Source organism: Nocardia sp. CC227C (assembly GCF_030767025.1).
Classification (GTDB): Bacteria; Actinomycetota; Actinomycetes; order Mycobacteriales; family Mycobacteriaceae; genus Nocardia.
In genome coordinates this window covers 121717-139454 of the sequence record NZ_JASITE010000009.1, presented here as the reverse complement: position 1 = coordinate 139454, position 17738 = coordinate 121717, and the positions used below count along the sequence as shown (strand labels likewise).

The 17738-nt window shown below is 71.5% G+C and carries 14 protein-coding genes, 3 pseudogenes and 1 riboswitch; of the genes and pseudogenes, 10 read left to right on the top strand and 7 right to left on the bottom strand.

The window, feature by feature from the left end:
- Positions 1–28: 28 nt before the first annotated feature.
- Positions 29–219: riboswitch (cobalamin riboswitch) on the bottom strand.
- 242 nt (positions 220–461) lie between these two features.
- Complete coding sequence (locus QMO76_RS19935; protein ID WP_306362827.1) at positions 462–1316, top strand: bifunctional 2-polyprenyl-6-hydroxyphenol methylase/3-demethylubiquinol 3-O-methyltransferase UbiG; 855 nt, start codon at positions 462–464, stop codon at positions 1314–1316.
- Positions 1317–1324: 8 nt separating this feature from the next.
- Here the strand turns inward: QMO76_RS19935 and QMO76_RS19930 are convergent, their stop codons facing one another.
- Entirely contained in the window at positions 1325–1894 is a 570-nt protein-coding gene (locus QMO76_RS19930) for an Lrp/AsnC family transcriptional regulator (protein ID WP_306362826.1), read from the bottom strand.
- Here QMO76_RS19930 and QMO76_RS19925 point away from each other — a divergent pair.
- The 4 genes and pseudogenes from QMO76_RS19925 to QMO76_RS19910 all read left to right on the top strand — a co-directional run.
- Positions 1877–2449, top strand: a pseudogene (locus QMO76_RS19925) (alpha-hydroxy-acid oxidizing protein); the annotation flags it as partial. The gene QMO76_RS19930 and the pseudogene QMO76_RS19925 sit on opposite strands and share 18 nt — an antisense overlap.
- Before the next feature lie 197 nt (positions 2450–2646).
- Positions 2647–3387 carry an HAD family phosphatase gene (locus QMO76_RS19920; protein WP_306362954.1) on the top strand — a complete coding sequence of 247 codons (741 nt, stop codon included), beginning with the start codon at positions 2647–2649 and terminating at the stop codon, positions 3385–3387.
- Complete coding sequence (locus QMO76_RS19915) at positions 3384–5744, top strand: glycoside hydrolase family 65 protein (RefSeq protein WP_306362825.1); 2361 nt, start codon at positions 3384–3386, stop codon at positions 5742–5744. Before QMO76_RS19920 ends, QMO76_RS19915 begins: the two co-directional genes overlap by 4 nt.
- 44 nt (positions 5745–5788) lie before the next feature.
- Entirely contained in the window at positions 5789–6559 is a 771-nt protein-coding gene (locus QMO76_RS19910) for an SDR family NAD(P)-dependent oxidoreductase (RefSeq protein ID WP_306362824.1), read from the top strand.
- Here the strand turns inward: QMO76_RS19910 and QMO76_RS19905 are convergent.
- Positions 6547–6819 (bottom strand): FAD-dependent oxidoreductase, encoded by a 273-nt coding sequence (locus tag QMO76_RS19905; protein WP_306362823.1) that lies wholly within the window; start codon positions 6817–6819, stop codon positions 6547–6549. The two genes, QMO76_RS19910 and QMO76_RS19905, sit on opposite strands and share 13 nt — an antisense overlap.
- A 42-nt stretch (positions 6820–6861) precedes the next feature.
- Between QMO76_RS19905 and QMO76_RS19900 the strand changes: the two genes are divergently transcribed.
- Entirely contained in the window at positions 6862–7089 is a 228-nt protein-coding gene (locus tag QMO76_RS19900; RefSeq protein ID WP_306362822.1) for a hypothetical protein, read from the top strand.
- Here QMO76_RS19900 and hrpB read toward each other — a convergent pair whose 3' ends face one another.
- Together hrpB and QMO76_RS19890 are read right to left on the bottom strand one after the other, a co-directional pair.
- Entirely contained in the window at positions 7090–9642 is a 2553-nt protein-coding gene (hrpB, locus tag QMO76_RS19895; protein WP_306362821.1) for an ATP-dependent helicase HrpB, read from the bottom strand.
- Positions 9639–11600: a molybdopterin-dependent oxidoreductase gene (locus QMO76_RS19890; RefSeq protein WP_306362820.1), complete on the bottom strand. Its 1962-nt coding sequence runs from the start codon at positions 11598–11600 to the stop codon at positions 9639–9641. The genes hrpB and QMO76_RS19890 overlap by 4 nt, the downstream gene beginning before the upstream one ends.
- A gap of 71 nt (positions 11601–11671) precedes the next feature.
- On the opposite strand from QMO76_RS19890, the pseudogene QMO76_RS19885 reads away from it, so the two are divergent.
- Both QMO76_RS19885 and QMO76_RS19880 read left to right on the top strand, forming a co-directional pair.
- Positions 11672–12148: pseudogene (locus QMO76_RS19885) on the top strand (hypothetical protein); the annotation flags it as partial.
- Between the two features lie 209 nt (positions 12149–12357).
- A complete protein-coding gene (locus QMO76_RS19880) occupies positions 12358–13542 on the top strand; it encodes a hypothetical protein (protein WP_306362819.1) in 1185 nt (394 codons plus the stop codon).
- 129 nt (positions 13543–13671) lie between these two features.
- Here QMO76_RS19880 and QMO76_RS19875 read toward each other — a convergent pair whose 3' ends face one another.
- From QMO76_RS19875 to QMO76_RS19865, 3 genes and pseudogenes are all read right to left on the bottom strand, one after another.
- Positions 13672–14724, bottom strand: a complete 1053-nt coding sequence (locus tag QMO76_RS19875; RefSeq protein ID WP_306362818.1) for a DoxX family membrane protein — start codon at positions 14722–14724, stop codon at positions 13672–13674.
- A gap of 302 nt (positions 14725–15026) precedes the next feature.
- A pseudogene (locus QMO76_RS19870) lies at positions 15027–15330 on the bottom strand (sigma factor-like helix-turn-helix DNA-binding protein); the annotation flags it as partial.
- A gap of 226 nt (positions 15331–15556) precedes the next feature.
- The gene (locus QMO76_RS19865) at positions 15557–15949 is read right to left on the bottom strand and encodes a hypothetical protein (protein ID WP_306362817.1); all 393 of its coding nucleotides are present in this window, start codon (positions 15947–15949) and stop codon (positions 15557–15559) included.
- A gap of 177 nt (positions 15950–16126) precedes the next feature.
- On the opposite strand from QMO76_RS19865, the gene QMO76_RS19860 reads away from it, so the two are divergent.
- Both QMO76_RS19860 and QMO76_RS19855 read left to right on the top strand, forming a co-directional pair.
- Complete coding sequence (locus QMO76_RS19860) at positions 16127–16858, top strand: response regulator transcription factor (RefSeq protein WP_306362816.1); 732 nt, start codon at positions 16127–16129, stop codon at positions 16856–16858.
- A complete protein-coding gene (locus tag QMO76_RS19855; protein ID WP_306362815.1) occupies positions 16855–17634 on the top strand; it encodes a cell wall metabolism sensor histidine kinase WalK in 780 nt (259 codons plus the stop codon). The genes QMO76_RS19860 and QMO76_RS19855 overlap by 4 nt, the downstream gene beginning before the upstream one ends.
- Positions 17635–17738: the final 104 nt, after the last annotated feature.

The following is a 17738-nucleotide window of genomic DNA, read 5'->3' as shown; positions in this document are numbered from 1 at the left end:
GACGACCGCCTTCCAGGTCCTCGTGGAACGGGTACCGCAGCGCCGTGGCCGGTCTCCTGGCTGACGGGTGTCGCGCGGCGAATCCACCTTCCCAGGGCCGGGCCCCAGTGGCTCCGGACGACCGTGTCGCCCGGAACGATTCGTCGCTCCCGATCACAGTGGCGAGGGCCGCACCGGTTCCACACCGGTTTCCCGAACACCACGGCCCGGCGAATGTAGCAGAGTGTGCGAACCGGGCAGTCGCGCTCGTACCCGGTGGTCCGCCCGATGAACCGCCGGTATGCCGCCGGTATGCTCGACCCGGCCGAAGTGAGGAGATGAACCCATGTGCTACCCGGTGCCGTGCCAGACGTGTGGCAAGACGACGTGGGCCGGATGCGGCGAACACGTCGACGAGGTGCGCGCCCAGGTCGCCGAAATCCAGTGGTGCGACGGCCACACGCGGTAGTAGACCGGAAGGCATGCATGATGCCACCGCGATGGCCGACGACGCCGCGATAGCCGACAACCGGGCGAACTGGGACGACCGGGCCGAGGTACACGCGCGCTCGGACATGTACGACGTCGCGGGATTTCTCGGCGATTCGACGCGCATCTCGACGGTGGTGCGCAACGACCTGTCCGTCCTGGCCCCGCACCTCCCGGACACCGGCATCCGAGGCCGGTCGCTGCTGCACCTGCAATGCCATATCGGCACCGACACCGTTTCCTGGGCACGGCTCGGGGCGGTCGACGTCCACGGTCTGGACCTGTCGCCGAACTCACTGCGCCACGCCCGGCACATCGCGGCGGCGGACGGGCGCGAGATCACCTGGGTGGAGGGTGACGCGCGGTTCGCCGCCACACTGCTCGACCGCCGTTTCAGCACCATCGTGACCAGTGCCGGAACCATCGTGTGGCTGCCGGAACTCGACGCGTGGGCGCGGTCCGTCCACGAGCTGCTGGAACCGGACGGGGTGTTCCTGATCCGCGACGACCACCCGCTGCTCGGGGCGCTCGGCTTCGAACCCTGGGAGATCAGCGAGGACTACCTGTCCGGCGGCGGCGTGCGGACCTACACCGATTCGGGCAGCTACACACCGGGTTCGGCGGGGCGGATCGCGCACACGACGAATCACGAGTGGCGCCACGACCTCGAGGAGATCGTCACGGCCCTGCTGCGCGCCGGGCTGGTGCTGGAGTCGCTGCGCGAACTGCCCTACATGGACTGGCGCGCCTTCCCGGAACTCGTCGCCTGCCCCGAAGGGTGGACGCTGCCCGCTGGCGCGCCGCACATCCCCCTGAACTTCGCCGTCGTCGCGCGGCGTCCGCGCTGACCGCCGAGTCAGGAACCGGTGCCGGGTTCGGACCAGATATCGGCCGGCACCACGGATTCGGTGCGGCCGTACCGGTCCAGCAGGTGGCCCAGGAGTTTGTCGTGGCGCAGCGTGATGACGCGCTCGGCGATCGTCATGGCGGGATGCAGTGCGGTGAGCGTGTTCTCGAAACGCAGCACATCGGCCATGGTGTGCAGGCCCGCCTGGACGAGCAGGTTGTGTGCCCCGGTGGTGGCGGCGCAGTTGCGGGTCTGGGGGAGCGCCACCACGGCGTGCCCGACGCGGGGCAGATCCGCGGCGGGAACGGTGGCGCGGAAGGTGACCGCGACCGGCCAGCCGCCGAGCGGACGGGCGAAATCGCAGCGGAAGCGGAACAGGCCGAGTCCGGTCAGGTCGTCGACCCGGCGTTTGACCGTGGACGTGCTGATCCGCAGCGCGTCGGCAAGTTCGGCGTAGGGCGTGCGGCCGTCGCGGGCGAGCAGGCCGAGCAGGGCGCGATCGACCTCGGTGAGCCGGGAGCGGTCGCGATCGGCCGGTGACCGGGCGGGCGGCGCGGCGAGCCGGGTGCGCGCGGGCACTGCCTGGCCAACTACTTCACCGATCCGGTGTTCCGCGCCGGACTCGACCGCACCCCCGAGGAGGATCCGCAGGCGGCCATCCTGCGCTGGATCCAGCTCTTCGGCAATCCGCTCACCTGGGACGATCTCCCGTGGCTGCGGTCGCTCACCGACCTGCCGCTCATCGTCAAGGGCATCTGCCATCCCGACGATGCCCGCCGTGCGGTGGACGGCGGCGTCGACGGCATCTACTGCTCCAATCACGGTGGGCGGCAGGCGAACGGCGGACTGCCCGCGCTCGACGTGCTGCCCGAGGTGGTCGCGGCCGCGGACGGGGCGCCGGTGCTGTTCGACTCCGGCGTCCGCTCCGGGGCCGATATCGTCAAGGCGCTCGCGCTGGGGGCGTCGGCGGTCGGTATCGGCCGCCCGTACGCCTACGGTCTGGCGCTCGGTGGGGCCGACGGCATCGTGCACGTGCTGCGCTCCCTGCTCGCGGAGGCGGATCTGATCATGGCGGTGGACGGGTATCCGCCGCTGCGGGATCTGACGCCGGAGGCCCTGCGTACCGTGCGCTGATCCGCGCCGCGGGCGGTCGGCCCGCGGCCGCGGTCCGGGCGCACCGGCGGGCGAGGTCGTCGGCCCGCGATCGTCGCGGGGTTCAGCCGCACCGGGTGCGCGGATTCCGGATATCGCCGACGCGCGGTGCGGAGATGGCGGGAACGCTCGGGTTTGGGTAGCGGACCAGGGGGTATCGCTGGCGGGTGACGCGAGAGGTGCAGGGGCTGCCGGAATCCATCTCCGCCGGATTGTTCGATCTCGACGGGGTGCTGACCGATACCGCCGCGGTACACCGCCGGGCCTGGCAGCGGACATTCGACGGATTCCTCGAACAGTATGTGGGAGAAGGGTTTCGGCCCTTCACCGAAACGGACTACCTGGACTACGTGGACGGTCGGCCCCGCCTGGACGGGGTGCGCGAGTTCCTGCGGTCCCGGGATATCGCGCTACCGGACGGCGCGCCCGGCGACCCATCGGAGGCGTGGACGGTGACCGCGCTGGGGGAAGCCAAGAACCGCCTGCTGCTGGACCTGCTGGAGCGGGAGGGGGTGCGGGTGTATCCCGGGTCGGTCGACTACCTCGCGGCGGTGCGCGCCGCCGGACTCGCGGTGGCGGTGGTGACCTCGTCGGCCAATGCCGGGGTCGTGCTGGCCGCCGCCGGATTGGGCGAGGCGTTCCAGGCCCGCGTCGACGGCACGGTCATCCGGCAGCGGGAGTTGCGCGGCAAACCCGCGCCCGATTCCTTCCTCGCCGCCGCCGCGGCGCTGGGGGTCGCGCCCGCGCACGCCGCCGTCTTCGAGGACGCCGTCTCGGGCGTGCGCGCCGGGCGCGCCGGGGGATTCGGATACGTGGTCGGCGTGGACCGGGTGCGCGACGGCCGCCACGACCAGGCGCTGCGCGCCGCGGGCGCGGATGTGGTGGTGCCCGATCTGGCCCGGCTCGGGGACGCAGGATGACGGCACCGGGACCCGGGTTCGAGGTCGCGCCCTGGCAGCTGCGCTGGCAGGGACTGGATCTGGACTCGCTGCACCGCACCGAATCCATCTTCGCGCTCTCGAACGGCCATATCGGCATGCGCGGCACGCTGGAGGAGGGCGAACCGGTGGGCACCCCGGGCACCTACCTCAACGGCTTCCACGAAAAACGCACCCTGCCCTACGCCGAGGCCGGATACGGCTATCCGGAAGAGGGGCAGACGGTGGTCAACGTGACCGACGGGAAGATCATCCGGCTGCTGGTCGAGGACGAGCCCATGGATCTGCGCTATGGCAAAACCCTCGCGCACGAACGAATCCTGGATTTCCGCTCGGGGACGCTGCGCCGTTCCACGGTGTGGGAGTCGCCCACCGGGCGGCGCGTGCGCATCGACTCCGAACGGCTGGTCTCCTTCACCGAGCGGGCGCTGGCGGTCGTCCACTTCGAGGTCGAACCGCTGGACGCGGACCTCGAACTGGTGGTGCAGTCGGATCTGCTGGTCAACGAGCCGATCAGCGTGCCGCGCGACGATCCACGCCTGGCGGCGGCCCTGGACCGGCCCCTGGCCGCGGACTTCGCCACCGCCCGGGACTACTCGGCCACGCTGTGCCATCACACCCGCCGCTCCGGGCTGCGCATGGCCGCCGCCATGAACCACGAACTGGCCGTGGAGGCCACACCGCGCTGCGAGATCTTCGCCGAGGACGATCTGGCGCGGCTCACGATCGCGGTGGACCTCGCCCGGGGCGACCGGGTGCGCCTGACCAAATACCTCGCCTACGGGTGGTCCAGCCGCCGCTCCACCCCCGCACTGCGCGCCCAGGCGGAGGCGGCGCTGGCCGCCGGGATGGAGACCGGATGGGAGACGCTGCGCCGGCGTCAGCGCGCCTTCCTCGACAGCTATTGGGCCGACGCCGATATCGAGATCGGCGGCGATCCGGAATTGCAGCAGGCGGTGCGCTTCGCGCTGTTCCATGTGCTCCAGGCGGGCGCGCGCGGCGAGAGCCGGGCCATCCCCGCGAAGGGGCTGACCGGCACCGGCTACGACGGCCACGCGTTCTGGGACACCGAGACCTTCGTGCTGCCGGTGTTCACCTACACCCGGCCGACGGTGGCTCGCGACGCGCTGCGCTGGCGGCACACCACCCTGGACCACGCCCGCGAGCACGCGCGGCGGCTCGGACAGCCGGGGGCCATGTTCCCGTGGCGCACCATCGACGGGGCCGAGGGGTCGGGCTACTGGCCGACGGGGACCGCCGCGGTGCATGTGAACGCCGATATCGCGCACGCGGTGGTGCGCTATGTCGCGGCCACCGGCGACGAGCGGTTCGAACGGGACTGCGGTCTCGCGCTGCTGGTCGAGACCGCGCGACTGTGGGCGGGGCTCGGGCACGAGGACGGCGCGGGCGGATTCCGCATCGCCGGGGTGACCGGCCCCGACGAATACTCCGCGCTGGCCGACGACAATCTCTACACCAATCTGATGGCGCGGCGGAACCTGGACGCGGCCGCGGCGGCCTGTGCGCGCCATCCCGACACCGCCCGCGAACTGGGCGTGGACGCCGACGAGACGGCGCGCTGGCGCGACCGCGCCGCGCGAATGCTGGTGCCGCACAACGACGAACTGGGCGTGCACGAACAGTCGGCGGGTTTCACCCACTACGCCCGATGGGACTTCGACGCCACGCCGCCGGAGCACTATCCGCTGCTGCTGAACTATCCGTACTTCGCGCTGTACCGCAAACAGGTGGTCAAGCAGGCGGATCTGGCGCTCGCCATGTACCTGTGCCCGGACGAGTTCACCGCCGAGCAGAAGCGGCGCAACTTCGACTACTACGAGGCGCTCACCGTCCGGGATTCGTCGCTGTCGGCCGCCGCGCAGGCGGTGCTCGCGGCCGAGGTCGGGCAGCTGTCGCTGGCCTACGACTACTGCGTGGAGGCGGCGCTGACCGATCTGCACGATCTGCACCACAATGTCGGCAGCGGGCTGCACATCGCGTCGCTGGCGGGCACCTGGCTGGGCTGTGTGGGCGGATTCGGGGGACTGCGCGACCACGACGGCGAGATCTCCTTCGCCCCGGCGCTTCCCGACGAACTGGAGCGCATCGCCTTCCGGCTGGTGTGGCGGGGACGGCGGCTGTCGGTGGAGATCCGCGACCACGTCGCCACCTACACCCTGCTGTCCGGGGAGCCGGTGCGGTTGACGCATCACGGCACCCGTTTCGACCTGGCCGAGGAGCCGCGCACCTTTCCGGTTCCGAAGGGTGCGCGCGCGCCGCGGCCCGCGGTGCCGCCCGGACGTGAACCGTACCGCAGGCAACGAGCGACCCGGCGGTGAACCAAGCAGTTGCTTGGTGTGGTTGGGTGGGCTATCAATGACCCATGGACGATTTCGGCCACCGCGGTGGCGCGGCGCTGGTGCTGGGCGCCAGCGGCGGATTGGGGCGGGCCACGGCGCGCATGCTGCTCGAGCGCGGCAGCGCGGTCGCGCTGACCTACCGTCGATCCCCGCAACGGCTCGACCCCGTGCTGGGCGCGGCGGCCGAGCACGGCCGGAGGGCGCGGGCCTGGCAGCTCGATCTCGGTGAAGCCGACCGGGTGGCCGCGGTGGTCGGCGAGGTGACGCGGGAGTTCGGCGGGCTGCACACACTCGTCTACGCGGCCGGGCCGCACGTCCCCATGCGCCACCTCAGCGGTATCGCGCCCGCGGACCTGCAACGCCAGGTGGACGCCGACGTCGCCGGATTCTTCAACGCGGTGCACGCCGCCCTGCCCGCCCTGCGGACCAGCCGCGGCAATATCGTCGCCATCACCACCGCCGCCACGGCCCGCTTCCCCATCCGCGACAGTCTCTCCTCGGTTCCCAAGGCGGCGATCGAGGCGGCGATTCGCGCCATCGCCGCCGAAGAGGGGCGCTACGGCATCCGCGCCAACTGCGTCGGCCCCGGCATGACCACCGACGGCATGGCCGACCGGCTCATCAGCAGCGGCGACCTGGATGACCGAGCCCTGGACGCGGCCCGGAACAACATCCCGCTGCGCACCTTCGGCGACGCCGAGGACATCGCCGAGGCCGTCTGCTTCCTCGCCTCCGACCGCGCCGACTTCATCAGCGGCCAGAAGCTGGACGTGGACGGCGGCTACGGGGTCTGACCGCGCCGGAGTGCCTCGCGCACCTCGTGGGCGGCGCGTTCGCCGGAGGCGACCGCGCCCTCCAGATATCCGGTCCAGCGCGGCGCGGTTTCGGTGCCCGCCCGATGGATCGGACCGACAGGGGTTGCGGCGGAATGGTTGTCGTAGTGGCCCGGCCGCGGCAGGGCCGTGTACCCGCCGCCCGCGTGCGCGTCCAGATGCCATGACCGCTCGTGCCAATCCAGGGGCGAGCGGGTGCGCTCCCGGCCGAGCAGTCCCATCGATTCTGGCTCGCGCTGGTGGTCGGGGCGGGGACCGGGCCCGTGGTGCGTGCGGAACTCGACGCGTTCAACCAATGGTGGTCGGCGCGGCCGCGAACACTGGTGCGGCAGGCCGGGATCGCGGCGCCGCGGGCGGCGGTCGACCTGATCGATGTAATGGTGGACGGGCTGGTGCTCAGCGGATTCGACGAGGGCACGCCGTGGCCCGCCGCGCGTCGCCGCCGGGTGCTGGCCGGGCTGTGGCGTTCGCTCGGGATCGGTGCGGGGTGATCAGCCCCGCGCCGCGCGGCGGGCGGTGCCGCGGTGGGCGGGGACCGTGGTGGGGTCCTCCGGCCAGGCGTGTTTGGGGTAGCGGCCGCGCAGGTCGGCGCGGACCTGGGGCCAGCCGGTGCGCCAGAAGGACGGCAGGTCGGCGGTGACGGCGACCGGGCGCTGGGCGGGGGAGAGCAGATGCAGCAGGATCGGCACCCGGCCATCGGCCAGCCGGGGTGGTTCGGTCCAGCCGAAGATCTCCTGGACCTTCACCGCCAGCACCGGGGGATCGGCGGAGTAGTCGAGGCGAATCGCGCTGCCGGACGGGACCTCCAGCCGTTCGGGGGCCAGGTCGTCGAAGCGGGCGGCCGCGGGCCAGGGCAGCAGGCGGCGCAATGCCTGTCCGGCGTCGACGCGCTCCAGGTCGGCGCGGCGGCGCGCGGTGTCGAGCTCTGGCCCCAGCCATCGGTCCAGATCGTCGAGCAGGCTGTCGTCGTCGACTGCGGGCCACGGTGCGCCGAGGGTGCGGTGCAGGAAGTCCAGCCGCTGCCGCAGGCTGCGCGCGTCCGCATCCCAGTGCAGCAGCGCCACCCCGTGTTCCCGCAACCCGCGCCGCACCGCCGCCGCCAGCAGATTCCGATCGGGATTCCGCAGCGGCCGCGCCGACAGCGTGATCGCGCCGATCCGCTCGACCCGCCGCGCGACCACCTCCCCGTCGACCCAGTCCACCTCGTCGGCCGTGGTGAGCAGTGCGGGCGCGGCCTGCCGTGCGAGGTCCGCATCGGCCATGGCGGCCAATCGAATTCGCCCCTCCGACCGCCCCGGATCGCGGGTCGCCACCGCGACGGCCAGCCACTCGCCGTCGCCAAGCCCCGACCCGGGCGGCAGCACCATGGCGGTGCCGCCCGCGGTCAGATAGGTCGCCGAACCCGCACTCCGCCGCCGCGCCAGCCGCTCCGGATGCGCGAGCGCCACCACCACCGCCGGATCATCCACCGGGTGCGCCCGCCTACCTGCTGGGTGCGCCGGATCGTCCACCGCACGCGCCCGCATATCTGCTGCCTTGGTCCCGGTGGCGTCCGATCGGGCGGTGGTCGCGGTCGCCGGGGCGCCGGAGTGCTCGAGCAGGCGGGTGAGCCGGTCCACCTCGCGCTGCCAGCGGGCGGGGCGTTCGCGGCGCAGGATGCGCAGGGCCGCGGCGAGGTCGGCGCTGGGGGCGGCGGTGTCTTCGTCGAGGATCGCCACCACCTCGGCGGCGCGGCGCGCGCCGACCAGGGCGGCGCCGTCGAGGAGGGCGCGGGCCAGCCGGGGGTGCAGGCCAACGGTGGCCATGCGGCGGCCGCGATCGGTGATCGCGCCGTCGGCGTCCACCGCGCCCAGTGCGCGCAGCACCTCCCGTCCGGCGGCCAGGCCGCCGGACGGCGGGGCGTCCCACCAGGCCAGGCCGTGACCGTCCGGGATTCCCCAGGACGCCAACTCCAGGGCGAGCCGGGTCAGGTCGGCGGTGCGGATCTCCGGGTCCGGATAGGCGGGCAGGGTGGTGTGCTCGTATTCCGGCCAGCAGCGCCAGGCCCATCCGGGCGCTTCCCGCCCGGCGCGGCCCGCGCGCTGGTCGGCCACCGCCGCCGAGACCCGGACGGTGGCCAGGCCGGAGAGTCCGCGCCGGTGGTCGACGCGGGGGACGCGCGCGAGCCCGGAGTCGACGACCGCGCGCACCCCGGGCACGGTGAGGCTGGATTCGGCTACGGCCGTGGACAATACGATGCGCCGCCGGACGCCGGGGCGCAGCGCGGTGTCCTGCGCGGCGGCGGCGAGGCGGCCGTGCAGCGGGACGATATCGGCATCCGCACCGGCCAGCAGATCGGCGGTGCGGCGAATCTCCGCCGCGCCGGGCAGGAAGACCAGCACATCGCCGTCGGCCGCGGCCAGTGCCGCCCGGGTGACCCGGGCGACCTGCGCCTCGGCGCGCTCGCGGGGCAGCGGCGGCACATAGGCGATATCCACCGGATGGGTCCGGCCGCGCACCTCGAGCACGGGGGCCGCGGCCTCGCCCTCGCCGAGCAGTGCGGCCAGACGCTCCGCGGCCACGGTGGCGGAGGTCGCCAGCACCCGCAGCTCCGGGCGCAGTCCGGCGCGGGCGTCGAGCAGCAGGGCCAGCAGCAGATCGGCGTCGAGATGACGCTCGTGGCATTCGTCGAGGACGACCGCGTCCACCCCGGCCAGCTCGGGATCGCCCTGCAACCGGCGCACCAGCAGACCTGAGGTGACCACCTCGATCCGCGTCGACGCCCCCACCCGCCGCTCGCCGCGCACCGAGTAGCCGACGGTCGCGCCGACCGGTTCGCCCAGCAGCGCCGCCATGCGCGCCGCCGCCGCGCGGGCGGCCAGCCGCCGCGGCTCCGCCACCACCACCCGGCCCGCGCTGGCCGCGCCCAGCGCCAGCGGCACCAGCGTGGTCTTCCCGGTACCCGGCGGCGCGACCAGCACCGCGGCCCCGCGATCGCGCAGCGTCTCGACGATCTCGGGCAGGGCCGCGCGGACCGGGAGATCGGGTAGGTCCGGCAGCCTCATCGCGGCGTGATCCGCACGCGGTTGTCGTGGAACACCGCGCCGCCGCCGTAGTCCGCATCCCGTTCGGCGATGGTCGCGTTCACCGTCGCACCGCCCTGGAACTTGGCCCAGCGGCCCTTGGTGGTGGCGGCGACGCCGGGTCGCACCCGATCGGTGACCGCGACGACGGCCTCGAAACCGCCCCGGGCATTGGCCACGAGTACCGGTGCGCCGTCGGTGAGCCCGCGGGCCGCGGCGTCCTCGGGATGGACGGCGACCGTGGATTCGCCCGCCCGTCGCCGCAATTCGGGATTCGCGCCGAACGTGCTGTTCAGAAAGTAATGCGAGGCAGCCGAAATCAGCACCAGGCCGTCGCCCGGATCGCCGGGCGGCGTGTAATCGGGCAGCCGGTCGTGCCCCGCGCACACCGCCCGGTCGGAGACGAAGCTCAGCCTGCCCTCGGGCACGGGCCGTTTGTCGACCTTCAGGAACCCGTCGGCGCGCAAGCGCTCGATATCGTGGTCCTTCAGCAGCTGTCGCGCCAACTCCTCGTCGGAGTCGTAGAGGGCCGGTTCGGTCATGCCCATGCGCCGGGCCAGGCGGCGGAAGGTCTCCGTGGTGGACAGGCATTCGCCGGGTGGGTGCACCGCGGGCTCGTTCCACACCAGATACAGGTGGCCGTATCCGGCGAGCACATCCAGGTGTTCGGGCTGCATGGTGGCGGGCAGCACGATATCGGCGTAGTCCACGGTATCGGTGGCGAAATGCTCCAGGACGACGGTGAACAGGTCCTCCCGCCGCAGCCCCTCGATCACCCGCCGCTGATCCGGATTCGATCCGACCGGATTGGCAGCGATTACGAACAGCGCCTTGACCGGCGGATCGTCGGTGTCGAGCAGCGCCTCGCCCAGCCGTGTCGAGGACAGCGTGCGCACCGGATGCGGCAACAGGTCCATGCGCCGCAGCTCCGCGTCCCGCAGCCGGAAATGCCCGCTGGTCGAATAGTGCAGCCCGCCACCGCGAATCGCCCAGTCACCGGTGACACCGGGCAGGCAGGCCAGCGCCCGCAGCGCCATACCGCCGCCGTCGTGGCGCTGCATGCCCTGCGAGGCGCGGATGGCGGTGGGCCGGGTGCGGGCGATCCGCTCCCCGAGCGCCACGATGCGCGCCACCGGCAGCCCGGTGATCGCGGCGACCCGCTCCGGGGTGTATTCCGCGATGCGGGAACGGAATTCGGGCCAGCCCTCGGTGTGCTCGGCGAGGTAGGCGTCGTCCTGCGCACCCAGCGACACGATGACGTGCATGAGACCCAGCGCCAGCGCCGCATCGGTGCCGGGCAGCGGGGCGAGGTGTTCGTCGCAGCGCTCGGCGGTGCGGGTGCGCACCGGGTCGATGGCGATCGTGTACGCGCCGCTGTCCTGGATGAACTTCCACAGGTGATGACCGGAGGTGAGCGGATTGGAGCCCCACAGCAGGATGAGCCGCGCGTGGACGAAGTCCTCGGGATCCATACCGCCGGAGGTGCCGAGGGTGTACTTCAATCCGGTCCCGCCCGCTACCGAGCAGATGGTCGGATCGTGCAGGCTGGCCCCCAACACATTGAAGAACCGCCGCCCGGCGAAGCCCTCCAGGCCCTGGATGTAGCCGAGACTGCCGGTGCCGTGGAAGGGCCACACCGCTTCGCCGCCGAATTCGCCGGTGATCCGTGTCACTCGCGCGGCGATCTCGTCGAGGGCCTCGTCCCAGCCGATCCGCTCGAACCGGCCCGCACCCTTGGGACCGACCCGTCGCAGCGGATAACGCAGCCGATCGGGGGAATCGACTTGCTCCAGATAGCGATTCACCTTCACGCACAGCGCGCCGCGGGTGACCGGATGGGCCTTGTTCCCGCGCAGACCCACGGCGACACCGTCGGCCACCGTCACCTCCCAGGAGCAGGCATCGGGGCAATCGAGCGGACACGCGCCGAGAACCTTCATGAAACGATCGTATTCTGGCTGAGGATGCCCGGCCGCGGCCATGCGCCCGGCCCAGGTCTCCACACCCAGAGGAGGGGAAGATGACAGACGGTCCCGTCGACGCCCCGACACCTACCTCCGACGCCCCCGCGGGTCTCACCGTGCTGTTCGTGTGCACGCACAACGCGGGGCGCTCCCAGATGGCGCTCGGCTTCTTCAACCGGCTGGTGGGCGATCACGCCACCGGCTGTTCCGGCGGCTCCTCGCCCGGTTCCGCGGTCAATCCGCTCGTGGTGCGGGCCATGGCGGAGCGGGGCATCGACATCTCCGGGGAGTATCCGAAGCGCTGGACCCGCGATCTCGTGCGGGCCGCCGATGTGGTGATCGACATGGGCTGCGGGGATGCCGACCCGATTCTGACCGGTCACCGCTTCGAACAGTGGTGGCTGCCCGATCCGGCCGACCGGGACTTGGACGAGGTGCGGGCCATCCGCGACTCCATCGAGCAGCGGGTGCGGCGACTGGTCACCGACCTCGGACTGCCGGTGGTGGACCGGGCCCGGACCTGAGCCGCGGCGGCTCCCCGGTCGGCGGGGAGTCGCGTTCGGCCGGATCGTGCTGCGGGCCCCCGGCAGCGCGTGGCTCGTCTACGGTGTGATCGGAACCGCCACACTCCTTCCTGCTGCCGCCGCGTCTGCCGGTGGCGGCGCGGGTCGTCGGTGGGTGGCGGCAGAATCGGACTGCGATCGGCACGACGAACGATGGGGAGAGCGCGGGGATGGAGCAGGAGCGGTTCGCCGAGGCGGTGCTGGGAAGTCTGCGGGAACACGGGGTGACGGACGCGGAGTATCTCGCCGCGGAGTTCTCGATTCGGCACAGTGGTGACCGGATCGTGTATCTGGGCAATATCTTCCGGGAGTGCGCCGGATACGAGGAGGCAGAGCGCACCGAGCGGATCGCCCACTTCGTGGTCGCCATGACCAGTTCCGATGAGGCGCCGGAGGATTGGGATCAGGTGCGCCCGCTGCTGCGGGCCGTGCTGCGGCCGGTGACCTACGGTCTGGACGACTTCGACCGGATGAGCGCGCCGCTGAGCCGCCCCGCGTTCCCGTTCGTCAACGAGGCGGTGGTGGTCGACCTGCCGCGCACCCGGGCCTACGTGACGCTGGACATGGTGCGGGACTGGGGTGTCGAACCGGAGGCGGTATTCGCCGCCGCACGCGACAATCTCGCGGAGCTGGCCCGCCCGGGATCACCGGAGGAACTGAATCTGCTCCGGTTCGTCGACGACGGGGACGCCTACTTCGGCTCCTGGCTGCTGCTGCCCGGGTGGCTGGCCACCTACGCCGGGGGTGAGCACCGCCCGGTGGCGTTCATCCCCGACGACCACACCCTGCTCGTGGTGCCCGACGATCCGGAGCTGATCCCCGCCGTCTTCGAGATGGTGGAGCAGCAGTACGGCGAGGCGGTCCGGCCCATCTCCCCGCAGGGATACACCCTCGACGAGTTCGGCATGGTGGTGCCCTACGACCAGGCCGGTCCGGAACCGGCGCCCGAGTACGCGCGGCGGGCGCGCAGCGGCCTGGCGGTGACCGAATACGGCATCCAAACCCGGATCCTCACCGCGAAATTCGAGGAGGACCTCGATCTGGAGCCGCTCAGCGACGTCGAACCGGCCATGGTCGGCGCGGTCATGTTCCAGTCCACCGACAACGGCCCGGTCACCTCCACCATCGTCGGTGAGGACGTGGAATACCTGCTGCCCGAGGCGGATTACCTGCATTTCGCGCGCATGGACGCCGACGGCGAGATCGACCTGGTGTGCACGGTGCCGTTCGATACCGTGGTGCAGCTGCTGGGGCTGGTGCCGATCCCGGGACTGCATCCCCCGCGCTTCGAACTGCGCCGGTGGCCGGACGAGGCGACGCTGGCGCGGCTGCACGCGGCGGCGGTGGCGCTCTGATCCCAGCCCGGCGCCGCCGCGGAGAACACCACCCGCGCGGCCGTGAACCTCACGGCCGCGCCGGTGGCAGGGCTGCGGGCAGGAAATCGGTACTTCGGCCAGCCGGTCGTGGTCGAGAATCGCGCTCGACTACTTGCGCCGCGATGTGTTCGTGCGACCGCGCGCCGACCCCGCGATCCGCTCCCCGCGCTTGCGGGTGACGGCCGCCAACTCGGCACCGCGTCCCTTGGCCGCCTCGGGTCCGCGCTGGCGGGCGAGTTCGGCGAGGTGGGTGCCGCGTTCGCGGGCGGCTTCGGCGTACTCGGGTCCGCGTTCTCGGGCCAGTTCGGCCAGGTGTGCCCCGCGTTCGCGGGCGGCTTCGGCGAGTTCGGGTCCGCGTTCGCGGGCGAGTTCGGCGAGGTGGGTGCCGCGTTCGCGGGCGGCTTCGGCGTACTCGGGTCCGCGTTCTCGGGCCAGTTCGGCCAGGTGTGCCCCGCGCTCCCGGGCGGTCTCGGCGAGTTCGGTACCGCGTTCCCGGGCGGTCTCGGCCCACTCCGGTCCGCGTTCACGGGCGACCTCGGCCAATTCCTGGCCGCGCTCCCTGGCGGTCCCGGCCGCCTCGGCCCCCTTGGAGGCCGCGATATCGGCGAAGTGGCGGGCGCGAACGGCGGTGTCGTGCAGGCGTTCTCGCACGGCCGGGCCGCTCGAGTGGTCGCCCGCCAGCGGCAGGGCCGCCGAGACGGCGGCGGCGGTGCGCTGGGCGGCCCGACGGCCACGCCAGCCCAGCGACGGCTTGCCCTCGGTATCGGCACTGGCGATGAGCAGCCCGCCGAGCAGGCTCATATCCTTGAAGAACGCGGTCCGCTTGGCCGTCTTGCGGGCCGGATCGGTCTCCTGCCAGAAGTCCTGATTGGTCACCGCCGACGGCACCACGGTCATCGCGAGCATCAGCGAGGCGAGCCGCGGCACCTTGCCCGTGGCGAGTAGCACCCCGCCAGCTATCTGCGCGCCGGCATTGACTTTCACCAGTGTGGCCGGATCGGCGGGCAGTTTCTCGGCGATGCCGGCGAACCGGGATTCACGCTGCTGCTCCAGGAGGGTATTGGCCGCCTTCACCCGTTCGTCCGGGTGCATGAGGGTGTCGGCCCCATCCGCGAGAAAGGCGGAGGCCAGCAGCGGCCGGGCAAGTCGTCGTAGCAACATCAACGGGCCCCTTGCTTCGGAAATAGGTCACTTTGTCCGTGGGTATCTCCTGCGCCGGAATTCAAACGTACCGGCGGGCAACGCTGTAGCTACTCGAGTATAGGGGCGTGCGGGGCGTAGATCGGACGTCGAGGCCGTCCTGCAGCGTGGCGATGGCCCCGTCCAGGGTGCCGTAGCGGGCGGTCGGAGAGCGGTCGGCGCTCACCGCCCGGTGGTCCAACCAGACGCCGCGGGCGGCGACGCAGGTCGCGGCGGAGAGTTGGGTGCGTAAGGTCGGCCTCGGGAAGTCCGGCGCGGCGGCCGAGGCGGCGCAGGTCGCCCGTTTCCACCGCGACCCGGAAGGCGTCCAGCGCGTGCCGGGTCGCGCCGGGCGAGACCACCCCGCGCGGGCGACGCGCGGCCACGTGCGCCCGTGCCCGGTGCGCGATCTGGCGCACCGCCGCCGGGGTCTTGTCCACGGCAGCGATCTCGTCGTAGCCCAGGTCGAACACGTCGCGCAGCACGAACACCGCCCGCTCGGTCGGCGCGAGCGTCTCCAGCACCCAGCAGTATGGCCATGGAGACGCGCTCCGCCAGTTCGACGCCCTCGGCCACGTCGGGCACGGTGAAGTGCAACCGGGTGTCACGCATCAGACGCCGGAGACCTCGATGTGACAGGCAGGAACCGTGGTCGCCGCCACGGCCCGCTCACTGTCCGCGAACCGATCGTGCGGCGGCTGAGTGGTACGGGGTCGCGCGGCTGAGTGGCGCGGGGTCGCACGGTCGCGCGGCTGAGTGGCACGGGGTCGCACGGTCGCGCGACTAACCGGCACGGGGCCGCACGGTTACGCGACTAACCGGCGCGGGCCACCTTCAGCGCTTCGGTAACCAGCGGTACCTGGAGCGGAAGGCGCAGCAGTGCACCGGCTTTGAGTGGCAGCGCGCGTTCGGGATCGCGGCACCAGTCGGCGGCCATCCGGATGTTCGCCGGGAAGACGGCGATGAAGAGCGCGGCGGCGAGCATGCCGCCGGTGCGGCGGGTGCGGGGCGTCGCGAGCAGGCCCGCGACCCCGAGTTCGGCGACCCCGGAGGCGTAGGTGTAGGCCCGCGCGCTGCCCGGCAGCGACCGCGGCACGATGGCGTCGAAGAACCTGGGGGTGAGTAGGTGCATGGCACCGGCCCCGCCCAGGAGTAACGTCAGACGTAGGGAAGCGGCCGAGGCCGCCCGCGCGCGAGAATGTGACACATGCGACACCTTGCCATACCGGCTGCTCGGTAGGGGTGGCGGCGAGGGGTTGCCACAGGTTCGGCGGTGTCCGAGTTTGACGGAGGTGGAACCGGGTACTCCACTTTGTCGTGACTGTCCGAACGAACTAGAGGTGTGCGTGGTGGACGCGGCAACGCGTCCGGCTGGGATTGGGATATGAGTGCGAACCTGATGATCGTGGAGGATGACGACCGCGTTCGCGTGGCCCTGCGGTTGGCCATGGAGGACGAGGGCTATGACGTCGCTGAGGCGGAGGAGGCAGAGGTCGCGCTCAGGCAGCTGCGTGACAACGGAGCACCCGATTTCATGATCGTGGATCTGATGCTGGGCGGTATGGACGGCTTCACCTGTATCCGCGAGATCCGCCGCGACCACGACGTGCCCATCATCGTGGTCAGCGCCCGCGACGACACCCACGACGTGGTGGCCGCCCTGGAGGCGGGCGCGGACGACTTCGTGACCAAACCGTTCGAGGTCAAGGAGATCACCGCCCGCATGCGCGCCGTGGCCAGGCGCGCGCGTCTCGCCGAACAGGCCGCCGCGGAAGAGGATCCGGATTCCGAACTGGGCACCATGGTGCTCGACGAGCAGTTCGGCAATCCGCTGGTGCTCTCCACGGAGAGCGGGATCGTGCGCCGCGGTGACGAGGAGATCCATCTCACACTCACCGAGTACCGGCTGCTGTGCGAACTCGCCGGTTCGGCCGGGCGGGTGCTCAGCCGCGGCACGCTGCTGGAACGAGTGTGGGACCGCGGCTTCTTCGGCGATGAACGCATCGTCGACGTGCACATTCGGCGTCTGCGCACCAAGATCGAGCGGGATGCCTCGGATCCGCAGCTCATCGTGACCGTTCGAGGGCTGGGGTACCGACTCGACGTCCAGCGGTGATCGGACTCCTGGCCGTCACCGCGGTGGTGGCCCTGGCTCTGGGGCTCGTCCTCGGCATGTGGGTGAGCCGGCGCACCTTCGAACCGGTGGTGCGCTCGCTGCGCAGCAGCGTGGAGCGCGAACGGCGACTGGTCGGTGACGTCAGTCACGAACTGCGCACCCCGCTGACCACGCTCATCACCAGCGTCGGCGTATTGCAGCGCTACCAGGCGGAGCTGCCCGAGCGCTGTCGTCTGGCGCTGGGCCTGGTCACCGACGAGATCGAGCATCTGCGCCGGGTGCTCGACGACATGCTGGCCCTGGCCCGGATGGAGGCGGGGGTGCACGCGGGTGACGCCGACCCGCTGTCGCTGAAAGAATTATTGATTCACACGCTGTCCGGGCGAAAACATGCACCCGAATTGTTGACGGTCATGCAAGACAGTATGATTCGCGGCCGTAAATTGGAACTCGAACGTGCCGTGGGCAATTTACTCGACAATGCCGTGCGCCACGGTGGCGGCATTGTCGGCATCACATTGCGACGAAATGGTGACGAAGCCGTCATCATGGTCGACGATGCCGGTCCCGGAGTGGCCGTGGCCGATCGTAAACGTGTTTTCGATCGCTTTACGACGGTGCGTGCGGGGCGTCGGAGGGTTACCGGTACCGGAATCGGGTTGGCTCTGGTGGCCGAGACCGTGTCGGCGCACGGCGGGCGTGTCGAATGTGGTGAACGTCCCGGTGGCGGAGCACGTTTCATTATCCGACTTCCGGTATGTGACACACGCGGGTAACGGGCTCGTCATACGATCGCAATGAAGCCGACCGGTTCATCTCAAGATTCGGCGGCCACTCTGAAATGGTCATGAAGACACCATTCAACCAATTCCCCGTAACT